The sequence below is a fragment of the Achromobacter sp. ACRQX genome (assembly GCF_022346505.1).
GTDB classification, from domain to species: domain Bacteria; phylum Pseudomonadota; class Gammaproteobacteria; order Burkholderiales; family Burkholderiaceae_B; genus Achromobacter; species Achromobacter animicus.
Map to the genome: position 1 here is coordinate 42,554 of NZ_JAKRML010000019.1, position 15,781 is coordinate 58,334.

A 15,781-nucleotide genomic window follows, 5' to 3' on the forward strand; every position below is an offset into this window, starting at 1 on the left:
GTCTATCGGCGGGTTCGCTTAGGTGCCGTCGGCATGGGCTGCCTGCGCGTCCAGGAGGCAATGCATGAAGCATTGCGCGGCCGGTGTTGGGGGCGAGTCGGCACGCGTCAGGACCGACACGCGCGCCGCGGGCAGCGGATGATCCAGACGGACCATGCGTAACCCGCGCGGCAGCAACTGATGATCGAAAAGATTGCGCACGAAGATGCCCAGCGCGTCGCTCTCCGCAATGATAGCCAGCGCCACCGCGATGGACTGGCAGGGAATCACGTCGCGCGGGGGCGGCAACCCATGGGCGTCGAACGCCAGCCGCAGCAGGTTCGCGGGGGCTTGAATATTGCCCGGCAGCAGCCATAGCGCATCGTGCAGCTCGGCCAGCGTGCGCGCACCGCGCAGCGGATGGCCCGCGCGCGCGCCCACCGCCAGCGGCAGCGTGAACAGCGTGGTCCGCGCAAACCCGTCGTCGATGTCGCCGTCGTATTCGGTCTGCACCAGGAAGTCGTAGCGGCCGGATTCCAGCTGCTCGTGGCTGTAGGGCGGCGCGACCTCGTTGAAGGCCACCGAGACGCGCGGCATGCGTGCGCGAAACGCGGCCAGCGCGGCGGGCAGGACCGTCAGCGCCGCGGAACTGATGGCCAGGTTCAGCGTTCCGCCTTCGCCGTCGCGCATCTGGCCGATCTCCTCTTGCGCCTTGCGGGCTTCCTGCAGGATCAGCACGGCGCGCTTGTATAACGCTTCCCCGTAAGTGGTCAGTTCCACGCCCTTGACGCTGCGGCGCACCAGCTCCGCGCCCACGCTCTGCTCCAGCTCCCGCAGGCTGCGGGTGGCGGCGGGCTGGGTGACAAAGAGCGCCCGCGCCGCGGCACGGATGCTGCGATGCTCGGCAATCAGCACAAAGGCGCGGAGTTGGCGCAGGTTCATGGGCAAGTCGTTCCGGATTGGGCGGGCAGGGCTATAAGCAAAAGTGCTCATCGCGACAAAAATACTGTCTTTTGCTTATCGTGCGCCATCCGTATATTCACGGCGGTGGGGCGCGCAAAGCGATCCGGACGCACGGACCGGCGGCCCCGCACCGGACATCAAGGGGAAAACAATGTCTATTGCCATCGCCGCAGGCGGCCCGGGGTTGTACACGCCGTCGATGCGCCGCCGCGTCATTGCCGGCACCACCATCGGCAACGCGCTCGAGTTCTTCGACTTCACCGTCTTCACGTTCCTGATGCTGGTCATCGGGCCGCTCTTCTTTCCCGCGGCATCCGGCTACGGCCAGTTGCTGCTGACCACCGCCACCTTCGGCGTGGGCTTTCTGATGCGGCCCGTGGGCGGCATGCTGATCGGCTCGTACGCGGACCGGCACGGCCGCCGCGCGGCCATGACGCTGACGCTGTGGCTGATGGGCCTGGGCTGTGCGCTCATCGCCGTGGCGCCGACCCATGCGCAGATGGGCGTGCTGGGGCCCGTGCTGATGGTGCTGGCGCGGCTGATCCAGGGCTTCGCGGCGGGCGGCGAGGTCGGCGCCTCGACCACGCTGCTGGTGGAACACGCGCCGCCCGGCAAGCGCGGCTTCTATTCGAGCTGGCAGTTCGGCAGCCAGTCGCTCGGCGTGATGCTGGGCGCGCTGACCGTGGCGATCCTGACGGCGGCGCTGACTAAGGAAGAAATGCAGGCCTGGGGCTGGCGGGTGCCGTTCGTGATCGGCATTCTGACGGTGCCGGTGGGCGCCTACATCCGCCGCAATCTGGAGGAAACGCTGGAACCCGCGCCTGCCGCCGGCGCCAGAACCACCGCCGCCGGCCACCAGCCGCTGCGGCGCGTCTTTGCCGACCACAAGCTCACGATCGTCAAGGGCATCCTGCTCGTGATCGGCGGCATGGTGTGCGCGCAGATCATCGGCTTCTACATGCCGGCTTACGCCACCAAGGAACTCGGCCTGCCTGCCACGTCCACGCTGTTTGCCAGTGTCGTGCTGGGCGCGATCGGTTTCGCGCTGGCGCCGTTCGTCGGCATGCTGGCGGACCGCGTGGGGCGCAAGCGGGTGATCTTCTGGTCGCGCGCCGTGACGGTCTGCGTGCTGCTGCCGTGCTTCCAATGGCTGGTGTCGGCGCCCAGCACCGGGCGGCTGATGACGGTCATCGCCTTGCTGGCCGTGCTGCTGGCGCTGCAGACCGCGCCCGTCATCACGATGCTGCCCGAACTGTTTCCGAAGGCCGTGCGCACCACGGGCATGTCCGTGGTGTACGGTCTGGGCATCTCGGTCTTTGGCGGCTTTGCGCAATTCTTCGTGACCTGGCTGCTGCACGTGACCGGCAATCCGATGGCGCCCGCGTGGTACTTGATGGTCACCGTGACGCTTTCCACCGTGGTGCTGTTCTGGATTCAGGACCGTACCGGCCATGACATCGACAGCCAGGAGCCCTGACATGCAATCCGTTGACCGCTACTTTTCCAGCAGCTACGCCCAGGCGCGCGAACGCTTCCTGGCGGCCGCCGCGCCGCTGGCTACGCAGGTTGCGTCGTACGGCATCGCGGCCGTGGGCAGCCAGGGCGAGCCGCTGGCCACCGACGTGGCGCTGATCGGCGATGCCGACGCGCAGCGGCTCCTGATCGTGACGTCGGCCACGCACGGCGTGGAGGGCTTCTGCGGATCAGGTTGCCAGCTTGCGCTGCTGGATGACGCGCCGATCCTGGAACGCGCGCGGCAGGCGGGCGTGGCGCTGCTGCTGGTGCACGCCGTGAACCCGTACGGTTTCTCGTGGATTGCGCGCACGGACGAAGGCAACGTCGACCTGAACCGCAATGCCCAGCCCTTCGACGGCCGCGCGCTCCCGGCCAATCCGGGCTATGGCGAGATCCACGAGCTGCTGTTGCCGCAGGAATGGCCGCCCACGGAGCAGAACCGCCAGGCCATCGCCCGCCATATCGAAACGCACGGCCTGGCCGCCACGACGCAGGCGGTGTCGCGCGGCCAGTACACGCATCCGGATGGCCTGTTCTATGGCGGCGCGGGGCATTCGCCGTCGCTACTGACGCTGCGCGAGATCCTGCGAACCCACGCCAGCCGCCACGCGCACATCGGCTGGATCGACGTGCACACGGGCCTGGGGCCGCGCGGTCACGGCGAGAAGATCTACGCCGGCCGGCGTGACGACACGGAAGTGGCGCGCGCCCGGCAGTGGTGGGGCAGCGATATCGCCGTGCCGTATCAAGGCAGCTCGGCCTCGGTGGACATCACGGGCCATCTCGCGGGTCTCATCTACGACGCCTGCCCCGCGTCGGAACCGACATTGATGGCGCTGGAGTTCGGCACCAAGCCTTGGGACGAGGTGGTGCACGCGCTGCGGGGACGCAATTGGCTGCGCGCGCATCCCGACGCCAGCGATGCCTTGCAACAGGACATCCTGCAGGCCACACGCGACGCGTTTTACTGCGGCCAGGAAGATTGGCAAGGCATGGTGCTGGGCCAGAGCCGCGTGGCGGTGCTGCAAGCGGTGTGCGGCCTGCAGGCTGCCGGGTAGCAGCGCGCCGGGTTACGGGTAGCACCTGCGGCGGCGTTGCGCCGCAGTGGGTTGCGCCGTCATCGGAGCTACCGCAGGGACAACCCGCGAGTTCTGGCGCGACGTGGGTTATCCCTACTTGAGCGGTGCAGCAACCCGTCGATATGCTTTGGTTAACCGTAGGGACCGCAGAGTCTTCGGAGGAGTTTCAAACCAAGCCGGCAGTTGCTGAAAGGAACCGGATTTGCATAGTGCGCCTCCTTTGGACTCAGCCGTCGCAGCCTCGCGGGAAAAGCCATTGCGCGTGATCCCGTGGGCCACGTGGCTGCACCGCGTTTTCGTGGTTCTCATGTATGCGTTCATGCTCAGCCCCATCGTGCTGGTGGTCTGGCTGAGCTTCTTCAAGGACGCCATCCTCTATTTCCCGCCATCGGGCTACACGCTCTCCTGGTACGTCAAGGCGTGGGAAAACCCCGCGTTCGCCAACGGCTTCATCTTCAGCCTGCAAGTGTCGCTGGTGGCTGCGTTCATCGGCGTGACGATGGGCGTGCTGGCGGCGGTGGCCATTGCGCGTTACCGCTTCAGTGGCAGCAAGGGCGTCAACACGCTGCTGCTGTCGCCGCTGCTGATCCCCGGCATTGTCGCGGGCGTGGCCGTCTATCTCTTTTACCTGCGCGCTGAAAACGTGCTGGATCAGGATCTGGTCGGCACGTTCGGCGGCCTGGTCATTGCGCACGTGTGCCTCACCATCCCGTGGACCGTGCGGCTTGTGACGGCGGGCATGGCCGGGCTGGACGGCTCCATCGAGGAAGCCGCGCGCAACCTGGGCGCAAGCGCGCCCAAGGCCTTCATGCGGGTGACACTGCCGATGCTGCGGCCGTCCATCGTCGCCGCGGCGCTGTTCAGTTTTGTCGTGTCATTCGAGAACCTGGAGCTGTCCCTGTCGCTTGTCGGCCCGGGGCGCACCACGCTGCCGATCGCGATCATGCAGTACCTCGAATTCAACCTGGACCCGACGATCGCGTCGGTGGCCTCGGTGCAAATCCTGCTGTTGGGCATCATCATGCTTGTGACCGACCGCTATGTGAAACTCAGTCAGGTGGTGTAAGAAATGGCGAAGGTCTCAATCGAAAACATCCGCAAGCAGTTCGGCGCGGCGGTCGCGGTGTCGGATTTTTCCCTGGAGATTGCCGAAGGCGAACTGGTCACCTTTCTGGGACCCAGCGGCTGCGGCAAGACGACCACGCTGCGCATGATTGCCGGCTTCATCACGCCCACGGCAGGGCGCATCCGCATCGGTGAAACCGACGTCACGCGGCTGCCGGTGCACAAGCGCGACACCGGCATGGTGTTCCAGCGCTACGCGCTGTTTCCGCACATGACGGTGGCCGAGAACGTGGCGTTCGGCCTGGAAATGCACAAGGTGCCCAAGGCTGATCGCGATGCAAAGATCCGGCGCGTGCTGGACATGGTTCGCATGACGGAACTGCGCGACCGCTATCCGCGCCAGTTGTCCGGCGGCCAGCAGCAGCGCGTGGCGATTGCGCGGGCGTTGGCGATCGAACCCAAGGTGTTCCTGCTGGACGAACCGTTGTCGAATCTGGACGCCAAGCTGCGCCTGGAAGTGCGCGAGGAAATCCGCGCGTTGCAACGGCGCCTGGGCCTGACCACCGTGTTCGTGACCCACGATCAGGAAGAAGCGCTGGCGATTGCCGACCGCATGGCCATCATGCACGACGGCATCGTGCAGCAGGTGGGCGCGCCCGACACGTTGTACGAGCGGCCGGCCAATCTGTTCGTGGCGGACTTCTTGGGCAAGATGAACGTCTTCACGGGACGCGGCCAGGCCAACGACCAGTTCGAAACCAAGGCCGGCCAGCGCATCGCCGCGCCGGGCGGCGGCAATGCCACGCATGTGGGCGTGCGGCCGGAACGTGTACGCCTGCAAGCGCAACCGTCTGGCGGCAATGCGTTGCCCGGCGTCATCGAATCGTCGTTGTACCTGGGATCGGTGCTGGAGGTGCGGGTGCAGCTCGATGGCGGCGACCGCCTGATCAGCCAGATCGTCAATGCCGGCACGCGCGCCGCGCCGCCCGCCGCCGGCGAGCGCGTGTATGCGTGCTTCGAACCCGACGACTGCGTCGCCTTCACGCAATAGGAGGCGCGATGACGACCGCAACGCAGGACGGACGCCCCAGCCGCTGGCTGGGCCCAGGGCTGGCCTTTCCGGCCTCGCTGGTGGTGCTGGTGATCATCATGATCCCCATCCTTCAGCTGGCGCGCTATAGCTTCAATCATTTCGACCCGGTCGAGATGATGCAGACCGCCTTCACGTTCGAGAACTACGCCAAGTTCTTTGGCGACCCGTACTACCGCGACATCTTCTTCACCACGCTGGGCATCGCGGCGCTGTGCACGGTCCTGGCGCTGGTGCTGGGCTTTCCGGTGGCGTACTTCCTGGCGCGCACGCAAAGCCGCTACAAGAGCCTGTTCGTGATCCTGCTGGTGTTTCCGCTGATGGTGGGCAACGTGGTGCGCGCGGCCGGCTGGATGGTGGCGCTGGGCAATGCGGGCGTGGTCAACGCCGTGTTGCAGGGGCTGGGCATCATCGATAAGCCGCTGACGCTGATGTACACGCCAACGGCGGTGGTGATCGGCACCACTGCGGTGGTCATGCCGTATCTGATCCTGACGCTGCAAAGCGTGCTGGAAGGCATGGACCTGTCGGTGGAAGAGGCCGCGCGCAATGTGGGCGCCAGCTTCTTCACCACCTTCCGCCGCATCGTGCTGCCGATCGCCGCGCCAGGCGTGGCCGCGGGAACGATGCTGGTGTTCATCCTGTGCATGAATGCGTACGCCACGCCGGTGCTGCTGGGCGGTTCCGGGCTGACCATGATGGCGCCGGCGCTGTATGACCAGATCACCAAGGCCTCGAACTGGCCGTTCGGCGCGGCGCTCGCAGTCATATTGGTGTGCGGCACGCTTGTCATTGCCCTCTTTTCGAACTGGCTGATTCACCGGCGCTATATCAAGACGATGGCGTCCTGACCTGGATACCCCGATAAGGAAATTCTCATGTCTGCTGTGCTGTTCAAGAATGCGAACCTGCTCGATCCCCTGCAGTCCGACCTGCTGGAGGGGTACCACGTGCTGGTCGAGGATGGCGTCATCAAGGAAGTGTCGGACAAGCCGATCAGCGCGTCCTCGGCGCGCGTGATCGACGCCGCGGGCCGCACGCTGATGCCGGGTCTGATCGACCTGCACGTGCACGTCCTGGCCACGCAGTTGAACCTGAGTACGCAGGGCGTCCTGCCGGACGCGCTGGTGATGATGCGCGCGGTGCCCATCATGGCCGCCATGCTGCGCCGGGGCTTCACCACCGTGCGCGACGCGGGCGGCGCGGGCTGGGGCCTGAAGTACGCGGTCAACGAAGGCACGGTCAAGGGACCGCGCCTGTTCATTTCGGGCCGTGCCATCAGCCAGACCGGCGGCCACGGCGATCCGCGTCCGCGCTCGGATCACCTGCGTCCCATGAGCTTCTGCGGCTGCTGCTTCCGTGCGGGCGATATCGGTCGCGTCGCCGATGGCATCGACGACGTGCGCAAGGCCGTGCGCCAGGAACTGCAGATGGGTGCGGACCAGATCAAGATGATGGCTTCGGGCGGCGTGGCCTCGCCCACCGATCCCATCGCCTCCTTTGGCTATTCGGAAGAAGAGATCCGCGTCATCGTCGACGAGGCGGCCAGCCGCCAGACCTACGTGATGGCGCATTCCTATACCGCCGACGCCATCGAGCGCGCCATCCGCAACGGCGTGCGCACCATCGAGCACGGCAATCTGGTCGACGAACGCGTGGCGCGCTTCATGGCCGAGAAGGGCGCGTTCGTGGTGCCGACGCTGGTGACCTACGAGGCGCTTGCCAATGAAGGCGCCGATTACGGCCTGCCGGCGGACTCTGTCGCGAAGATCGCGACGGTGCGCACCGCGGGCCTGCATTCGCTTGAGATCTACAAGAAGGCGGGCGTGAAGATCGGCTACGGGTCGGATCTGCTGGGCCCGTCCCAGCGCCTGCAGAGCGACGAATTCCGCATCCGCCGCGAGGTGCTGTCCGCGCAGGAGGTCATCCAGTGCGCCACCACGACCGCCGCCGAAGTGCTGAACCAGGTCGGCCAGCTGGGCCGCATCCAGGAAGGGGCACTGGCGGACGTGCTGCTGGTGGACGGCAATCCGTACCGGGACCTGTCGTGCCTGCTGGGACAGGGCGAGCAGATCGGCCTGATCATGAAGGGCGGCGTCATCGAACACAACGAGCTGGGAGTCTAGGAGCCATGAGCGATCCCACGTTTTCGCAGTCGGACGTCGGCGAAGAGTCGCGTGACGTCAATGCGGCCAAGGGCTGGCATCCGCCTTCGGCGCCCGCGCCGCGCGACCGCGGCCTGGGACCGTTTCCGCGGCTGATCCTGCGCGGGGCCACGATCATCGACGGCACCGGCGCGCCGCCTTGGGGGCCGGTGGACATCGTGATCGAGAACGATCGCATCACGGCGCTGGTCAATGTGGGCACGCCGCACAAGGCCATCGATCCCAAGCGCCGGCCCGGTCCGGGCGACCACGAGATCGACTGCCACGGCAAGTTCGTCACGCCAGGCTTTGTGGACGCGCACGCGCACATCGGCACGCCGTATCACGCCATGAGCGGCATCGTGCCGCCCGCCGACTACATCTACAAGCTGTGGCTGGCGCACGGCGTCACCACCGTGCGCGAAATGGGCGCGATGGGCGGCCTGGGCTGGACGATGGAGCAGCGCGAGCTGTCCGCCGCGAACCAGATCGCCGCGCCGCGCATGATCGTGCATTCCGTGTTCCCGGCGGTGAACGATCGCGTCAAGACCATCCACACGCCCGAGCAGGGCCGCGAATGGGTGCGCAAGCTGGCCGCGCGCGGCGCGGACGGCATCAAGTTCTTCGGCGCCCCGCCCGCCATCATGGAAGCGGCGCTGGACGAGGCGGCCAAGGTGGGCCTGCGCTCGGGCTGCCATCACGCGCAGATGGCGGTGACGCGCGTGAACGCGATGAAGTCCGCGCGCTGGGGGCTGACCAGTTCCGAACACTATTACGGCCTGCCCGAGGCGCTGTTCGAAGACCGCGTCGTGCAGTCGTTTCCGACGGACTACAACTACAGCGACGAGTATTACCGCTTTGCGGTGGCCGGCCAGACCTTCATGCAGGCCGCGCAGCCGGGGTCGGCCAAGTGGCGCCAGGTCATGGACGAGTTCCTGGAACTGGGCCACACCTTCGTGCCCACCTTCAACATCTACGACGCCAACCGCGACCTGATGCGCGCGCGCCGCGCGGACTGGCACGACGAGTACACGTGGAAGGCGGTGTGGCGATACTTCCAGCCGCAGCGCGGCGGCCACGGCGCCTACTGGTATCGCTGGAGCACCACCAACGAGATCGAGTGGAAGCAGAACTACCGGCTGTGGATGCAGTTCATCAACGAATACAAGAACCTGGGCGGACGCGTCTGCGCGGGCAGCGATTCGGGCTTCATCTACCAGATCTATGGATTCGGCTTCGTCCGCGAACTTGAGCTGCTGCAGGAAGCGGGCTTTCATCCCATCGAGGTCTTGCGCGCGGCCACGTCGCACAGCGCGGCGCTGCTGGGCATCGATGACGACACCGGCTCCATCGACGTGCAGAAGCGCGCCGACCTGCTGATCCACGACCAGAATCCGCTGACCGACTTCAAGCTGCTGTTCGGCACGGGCGCCATGCGGCTGAACGACGACACCGCCAAGGTCGAATGGCAGCGCTGCCTGCAGACCACCATCAAGTCGGGCGTGGTGTACGACACCGCCGAGCTGCTGGCCGACGTGCGCGCGATGGTCCGCGACAGCTGGGCCGACGATCCGGATGGCGAGCGTCCGCCGACCGGCGGCGCACCGTCGGGATCGCCGTGCGATACGGGCGAGGACGCACCCTGATGGCCATCGACCTGTTCCTGTTGTGTGGGTTTCTAGGCAGCGGCAAGACCACGCTGCTGGTGGACTACCTGCGCGATCCGGAATCGCGTGACACCGGCGTGATCGTCAACGAGGCCGGCGAGGTTGGCGTGGACGGGGCCATCGTGGCCAACGACAGCGACAACGTGCCGATGACCTTGATGGCCAACGGCTGCGTGTGCTGCTCGCTGCGCAGCGACCTGGTCTACACGCTGAGCGCGCTGCTGGACGCGCCCCGCCCCGAAGGCGAAGGCCCCTTGCAACGCGTCATCCTGGAATGCAGCGGGCTGTCGCGGCCCGGCCCGATCATCGCGTCGCTCGCGGATCCGGAACTGGCCAGCCGCGGCCTGCGGCTGACGGTGGTCTGCACCGACGATTGCGCGCGTCATCCCGACGCGCTGGCCGAGATGGATGAGGCGATGGCGCAGTTCGGGGCGGCGCATCGCATCGTGCTGACCAAGACCGATCTGCTGCCGGCCGTGCCCGGTGCGCTGGGCGCTCGCGCCGCGCGTGCCGAGGCCCTGAATCCGCTGGCCGCCGTTGTCGCGGAACCGGATCGCACCCGCGCCGTGCGGGCCGCGTTCGCGCCGTCGCAAGGCACGTCCGACCTGGCGGGGCTGGCGGCGCGGATGCTGTCGGCAGGCGGGCAGGGCGCGGCGCATCCGCGCATCCGCGTGATGGCGGCGCGCGCGCAGCCCGGCATCAGCTGGACCGATTTTTCCGAATGGCTGGACAACCTGGCCGGGCTCTGCGGCGACCGCCTGCTGCGCGTCAAAGCCGTGGTGCGCGTCAGCGATTGCGAGGAACCCATCTTGATCCAGTCCGTCGGCTCGACCTTCAGCCTGCCGCAGCGGCTGACGCGGCAGCCGGATGCGCGCGACGCGATCATCGTGATTGCGCGCGACATCGAGGCCGAGGAAATCCGTGCCTCCGCGCCGCATGCGCCGGTCGACATGCTGGTCTGAATATCGTTGAATCCAAGGCCGCGCGGCCAGACTGGCGTGTCGCGCGGTGCTTCGTAGCTAGTCGTCAGTTCTTTTCGATACGAGGTTGTCATGCAAGAGAAAAACCTGAATCGCCGTGGCTTCATCAAGACCGCCTCCGGCCTGGCGCTTGCGCCCGCCCTGGGCTGGCTGCCCGGCATGGCCCACGCCGCCGAAAAGGAAATCGTGGTCGGCACCTGGGGCGGCGACTACCAGAACCTGCTGCAGCAGATCATCAATCCCATCGTCGCCAAGCAGGACGTGAAGGTGGTCTACGACACGGGCAACGCCGTGGGCCGCGTCACCAAGCTGCGCGCCGAAAAGAACTCGCGCCGCGGGAGCATGGACGTGGCGCTGCTGGGTGAAGTCGACATGTATGACGCCGAGCGCTCCGGCACGCTGGAGCCCCTGGACGTCAAGAAGCTGCCCAACCTGGCCAACGCGATCGACACGCTGAAGACGCCGTACTCGATTCCGCACATCTTCAGCGCGATGACGCTGGTCTACAACACCGAGAAATTCCCGACGCCGCCCGATTCGCTGCAGGTGCTGCTGGATCCCAAGTGGAAGGGCCAGGTCGGCTTCTCCGACATTCTTTATCTCTACAACTCGGTCTTCGTGGGACTGGGCGCGGGCGGCACCACCAAGGACTACGAGGGCGGCAAGCGGTTCCTGGCCAAGCTCAAGCCGAACGCGCCGCGCATCTACCCGTCCAATGAAGCCGTCGCGGCCGCCTTCAAGTCCGGCGAAATCGCGATCGCCGTCATGTGGAAGGCGCGTGCGCTGCAATGGAAGGACAGCGGACTGCCACTGGGCTTCGTGATTCCGAAGGAAGGATCGGTGCCGGTGTCGTTTGAAGCCGCCGTCGCCAAGAACAGCCGCAACAAGGACGCGGCGTGGGCGTACCTGAACGCCATGCTCGATCCCCAGGGCCAGATCGGCTTTGCGGAAAAGATGGGCTACGCGCCCACCGTCACCAACGCGTCGCTGCCCGAGGCATTGAAGCGCGTGGGCTTCTCGGATGCCGAGGTCAAGCTGCTGCACGCGTACGACCTGAAGGGATTGACCGAGAAGAAGGCGGAGATGCTGGAGTTCTGGAACAAGGAGTTCAAGGCGGGTTGATAGGGCGCGGGGCGTCATTCCCCGCGTTTGCGCCACTGACCGCGACATCGAGGCGCGATTCCTGCAGGGGAATCGCGCTTTTTCGTTTCCGGACGGTGCTGCATGCGTAGTGAAATGTTATATCATCCGCCTGCTGGTTTGTAATGATATAACATCCGAGAGAGTAAAGATGAACGGTAAGAAGCTGGGGATGGGGAAAGCGCGCGGCAAAGCATCGCGCGTTCGAGCGGTTGGCCGGGCGCCCTTGAAGCCGCTGGTGTGCTCGCTGATGCTGATGGCGCCCGTCGCCCAGGCGCAGACCGAAGGCGAGACCCGCACGCAGACCGTGGCGCCGATCACGGTCTCCGCGAATCCGCTGGGGCTGGACCTGAACAGCACCACGCTGCCGGCCTCGGTGCTGGAAGGCGATGCGTTGATCGAGCAGCGCAACGGCACGCTGGGCGAAACGCTCAAGAACCTGCCGGGCGTCAACAGCGACACGTTCGGCGGCGGCGCCAGCCGTCCGGTGATCCGCGGACAGACCGCGCCGCGCGTGAAGGTGCTGTCCGATGGGTCCGAAGTGATGGATGCCTCGGCCATCTCGCCCGACCATGCGGTGACCGTCGAGCCGCTGCTGGCCGACCGCATCGAAGTGCTGCGCGGCCCGGCCACGCTGCTGTACGGCGGCGGCGCGATCGGCGGCGTGGTGAACGTGATCGACAAGAAGATTCCGACCGAAGTGCCGGAAAAGGGCATCGCGGCCGAAGCGGAACTGCGCGGCGCCACCGGCACCAAGGAACGCGCCGGCGCGGTGGGCATCACGGCGGGCGAGGGCCAGTTCGCGGTGCGCGTCGAAGGCATGAAGCGCCGCACCAGGGACTACGACGAGCCGGACTGGCCCGGCGGCAAGCTGGAAGGCTCGTACAGCGAGTCCACGCAGGGCTCGGTCGGCATGTCGTGGATCACGCCGCGCGGCTACGTGGGCGTGGCGTTCACGCACCTGCAAAGCGAATACGGCCTGCCCGGCCACAACCACGAATACGAAGGCTGCCATCCGCACGGCACGCATCTGCATTGCGGCGGCCATGACCACGACCATGGGGACGAAGGCGAGGAAGGCCACGACCACGACCACGACCACGATCACGAACATGGCGGCGTGCCCTACGTGAAGCTGCGCAGCAACCGGATGGACCTGCGCGCCGAATACCAGGATCCGTTCGCAGGCTTCGAGAAGATCCGATTCCGCGGTGGCCTGACGGATTACCAGCACGACGAGATCGAGGGCGGCGAGGTCGGCACGCGTTTCAAGAACAAGGGCTACGACATGCGGGTGGAACTGCAGCACAAGCCCATCGCCGGCTGGCGCGGCGTGATCGGCCTGCAGAACGCATACAGCGATTTCAGCGCCGAAGGCGAAGAGGCATTCCTGCCGCCGAGCAAGACGCGTTCGAACGGCGTGTTCCTGCTGGAGGAATACCAGTTGAACGACTGGCGCTTCGAGCTGGGCGCGCGTCAGGACTGGCAGCGCGTGTCGCCGTCGGGCGGCGCGCCGCGCAGCAGTCTGTCGGGCACGTCGCTGTCGGCCGCCGCGATCTGGGACTTTGCGCCGCAGTATTCCGTGGCGCTGTCGCTGTCGCGCTCGCAGCGCCTGCCCAACGCGCAGGAGCTGTATGCGGACGGCATCCACATCGCCACCAATACGTATGAACTGGGTAATCCAGACCTGACGCGCGAAACCTCGCACAACATCGACCTGACGCTGCGCAAGCATTCGGGCGACACGACGTTCTCTGCCAGCGTGTTCCACAACCGCGTGAAGAACTACATCTACGCTAACACGCTGGATCGCTACGAGGACTTCCGCCTGATCGAATACACGCAGCAGGATGCGGAATTCACGGGCGTGGAAGGCGAGTTGCGGCACCAGTTCACGCCGATCTTCTCGGCGGCGGTGTTCGGCGACTACGTGCGCGGCAAGCTCACGGGCGGCGACGGCAATCTGCCGCGCATTCCGGCCGGACGTGCGGGCGTGCGCGGCAACTTCAAGTGGCAAGAGTGGTCGGGCGGCGTCGAATACGCACGCGTGTTCGCGCAGAAGGACATTGCGGCCTATGAAGACACCACGCCGGGCTACAACATGGTCAACGCGGTGGTGGCCTATCGCGGCCAGTACGGCGCCACGGGCTACGAGGTCTTCCTGCGCGGCACCAACCTGCTGAACAAGCTGGCTTACAACCACGCCTCGTTCATCTCGACGGTTGCGCCGCTGCCCGGCCGCAGCGTGCTGCTGGGCGTGCGCATGACGTACTGACCCGGTTGGGTGCGGCGGCGGGCTGTGCTATTTTCGGCGGGTGCCGCTGTCCGCGGCGGCATCCCGCGCCAGGAGCCCGCCATGCTGAAGTTCGCCGCCAATCTGTCGATGATGTACACGGAACATGCGTTCCTGGACCGCTATGCGGCGGCCGCGGCCGACGGCTACGCGGGCGTGGAGTGCATGTTTCCCTATGAAGCGCCCGCCGCGTTCGTGCGCGAGCGCATGGACGCCGCCGGGGTGGCGCAGGTGCTGTTCAATGCGCCGCCCGGCATCAGCGCGCAAGGCGATCGCGGGCTGGCGGCCCTGCCGGGCCGGCAGGCCGAGTTCCAGGCCGGCATCGAGCAGGCCCTCTGTTATGCCACCGCGTTGTCTTGTTCCAACGTGCATGTGATGGCGGGCGTGGCGCCGCCTGATGCCTCGCGCGAGGCGATGCTGGACTACTATCACGCCAATCTCGACTGGGCCGCGCGCGAGGCGCGCTCGGCCGGCGTCACGCTGCTGATCGAGCCGATCAACACGCGCGACATCCCCGGCTATTTCCTGAACCGCCAGGAGGACGCGCACGCCGTCGTGCAGGCGGTCAATGCGCCCAACCTGAAAGTGCAGATGGACCTGTACCACTGCCAGATCGTCGAGGGCGATGTCACCGCCAAGCTGCGCGAGTACCTGCCCACGGGGCGCGTGGGCCACCTGCAGATCGCCGGCGTGCCGCTGCGCCAGGAGCCGGACCGGGGCGAACTCGATTACGGCTGGGTTTTCGGCGTGCTGCGCGAGTTGCAGTACACCGGCTGGATCGGCTGCGAGTACCGTCCTGCAGGTTCCACGTCGGCCGGCCTGCGCTGGCTGAGCGCCGCGCGCGCCTGATCGGCCACAATCCCGCATTTGAAGTTCAAAAGGAGTGAGCGTCATGTTCCAGGGCGTGCTGCGCATGCTGTTTTCGGCGGCGCTGGCCGCGGCCATGCCGGCTGCGTCGTGGGCGGCCGACTATCCCGATCGGCCCATCCGGTGGTTGGTGCCGTTCAGCGCGGGAGGCGGCAGCGATCTGGCGACCCGCATCGTGGCCCGGCATGTCGGCCAGTCGCTGGGGCAGCCGGTGGTGGTGGAGAACCGCCCGGGCGCCGCCACCATCGTCGCCGCGCAGGAGGCCGCGCGCGCCCAGCCGGACGGCTACACGGTGCTGACCGCGGGCATGAGCACGCTGGCGCTCAACCCGTGGCTGTACGACGATCTGCCCTACGATCCGCAGCAGCAACTGACGCCGGTGTCCACGCTGGTGGCGCTGCCCATCGTGCTGGTCGCGGCGCCGGATTCGGGCCTGCACACGCTGGACGACGTGAAGACCTACCTGAAACGCGAGCCGCCGGGCAGCTATGCGTCGCTGGGCGTGGGCAGTCCGCATTATCTGGCGATGGAACTGTTCATGGAAACCGTCGGCGGCCGCGCGACCGCGGTGCCGTACAAAGGGTCGCCGCCCGCGCTGCAGGACGTCGCCGCGGGCGTGGTGCCGCTGATGATGGCGGACCTGGCCGCCGCCCGGCCGCTGATCCAGGCGGGCAGGCTGCGCGCGATTGCCGTGCCGTCCGCCAAACGGTCTGCGCAACTGCCGGGCGTACCGACATTTGCGGAGGCCGGCGGGCCGATCTTCGAGGCGGCGGCCTGGCAGGGCGTGGTCGCGCCGGCCGGCACGCCCGCGCCCATCGTGGAAAAGCTCAGTCAGGCGATCCGGCAGGCGCTGACATCGCCGGATGTCGTCAGGCAGTTGACGCTGCAGGGGTTGGAGCCGACCGGCAGCTCGCCCGATGCGTTTCGCGCGTACACGCGGCAGGAGCACGAACGCTGGGGCGCGGTCATTCAGGGCAAGGGGCTTTCCGCGGAATAAGG

13 protein-coding genes are annotated in these 15,781 nt (G+C 66.8%); 12 read left to right on the top strand and 1 reads right to left on the bottom strand.

What is annotated here, in order from left to right; translation table 11 throughout:
- Window positions 1-18: 18 nt before the first annotated feature.
- Window positions 19-921, bottom strand: a complete 903-nt coding sequence (locus tag MHZ91_RS17505; RefSeq protein ID WP_175122122.1) for a LysR substrate-binding domain-containing protein — start codon at window positions 919-921, stop codon at window positions 19-21.
- A 172-nt stretch (window positions 922-1,093) separates the two neighbouring features.
- On the opposite strand from MHZ91_RS17505, the gene MHZ91_RS17510 reads away from it, so the two are divergent.
- From MHZ91_RS17510 to MHZ91_RS17565, 12 genes are all read left to right on the top strand, one after another.
- Entirely contained in the window at window positions 1,094-2,419 is a 1,326-nt protein-coding gene (locus MHZ91_RS17510) for an MFS transporter (protein ID WP_175139505.1), read from the top strand.
- 1 nt (window position 2,420) lies between these two features.
- A complete protein-coding gene (locus MHZ91_RS17515; RefSeq protein ID WP_239214923.1) occupies window positions 2,421-3,515 on the top strand; it encodes a M14 family metallopeptidase in 1,095 nt (364 codons plus the stop codon).
- Window positions 3,516-3,792: 277 nt separating this feature from the next.
- The gene (locus MHZ91_RS17520) at window positions 3,793-4,602 is read left to right on the top strand and encodes an ABC transporter permease (RefSeq protein WP_175122125.1); all 810 of its coding nucleotides are present in this window, start codon (window positions 3,793-3,795) and stop codon (window positions 4,600-4,602) included.
- A gap of 3 nt (window positions 4,603-4,605) precedes the next feature.
- The gene (locus MHZ91_RS17525; RefSeq protein WP_218342647.1) at window positions 4,606-5,652 is read left to right on the top strand and encodes an ABC transporter ATP-binding protein; all 1,047 of its coding nucleotides are present in this window, start codon (window positions 4,606-4,608) and stop codon (window positions 5,650-5,652) included.
- Between the two features lie 8 nt (window positions 5,653-5,660).
- Window positions 5,661-6,542, top strand: a complete 882-nt coding sequence (locus MHZ91_RS17530; RefSeq protein WP_175139508.1) for an ABC transporter permease — start codon at window positions 5,661-5,663, stop codon at window positions 6,540-6,542.
- A 27-nt stretch (window positions 6,543-6,569) separates the two neighbouring features.
- Window positions 6,570-7,817: an amidohydrolase family protein gene (locus tag MHZ91_RS17535; RefSeq protein ID WP_239214925.1), complete on the top strand. Its 1,248-nt coding sequence runs from the start codon at window positions 6,570-6,572 to the stop codon at window positions 7,815-7,817.
- 5 nt (window positions 7,818-7,822) lie between these two features.
- Window positions 7,823-9,481, top strand: a complete 1,659-nt coding sequence (locus MHZ91_RS17540; protein WP_239214927.1) for an amidohydrolase family protein — start codon at window positions 7,823-7,825, stop codon at window positions 9,479-9,481.
- Window positions 9,481-10,464 (top strand): GTP-binding protein, encoded by a 984-nt coding sequence (locus MHZ91_RS17545; RefSeq protein WP_239214929.1) that lies wholly within the window; start codon window positions 9,481-9,483, stop codon window positions 10,462-10,464. Before MHZ91_RS17540 ends, MHZ91_RS17545 begins: the two co-directional genes overlap by 1 nt.
- 90 nt (window positions 10,465-10,554) lie before the next feature.
- Window positions 10,555-11,604: an ABC transporter substrate-binding protein gene (locus MHZ91_RS17550; RefSeq protein WP_239214932.1), complete on the top strand. Its 1,050-nt coding sequence runs from the start codon at window positions 10,555-10,557 to the stop codon at window positions 11,602-11,604.
- 190 nt (window positions 11,605-11,794) lie between these two features.
- Entirely contained in the window at window positions 11,795-13,897 is a 2,103-nt protein-coding gene (locus MHZ91_RS17555; RefSeq protein WP_370647833.1) for a TonB-dependent receptor domain-containing protein, read from the top strand.
- An 81-nt stretch (window positions 13,898-13,978) separates the two neighbouring features.
- On the top strand, window positions 13,979-14,764 hold the full coding sequence (otnI, locus tag MHZ91_RS17560) for a 2-oxo-tetronate isomerase (RefSeq protein ID WP_239214934.1): 786 nt from the start codon (window positions 13,979-13,981) through the stop codon (window positions 14,762-14,764).
- 43 nt (window positions 14,765-14,807) lie between these two features.
- Window positions 14,808-15,779 (top strand): tripartite tricarboxylate transporter substrate binding protein, encoded by a 972-nt coding sequence (locus MHZ91_RS17565; RefSeq protein ID WP_239214936.1) that lies wholly within the window; start codon window positions 14,808-14,810, stop codon window positions 15,777-15,779.
- Window positions 15,780-15,781: the final 2 nt, after the last annotated feature.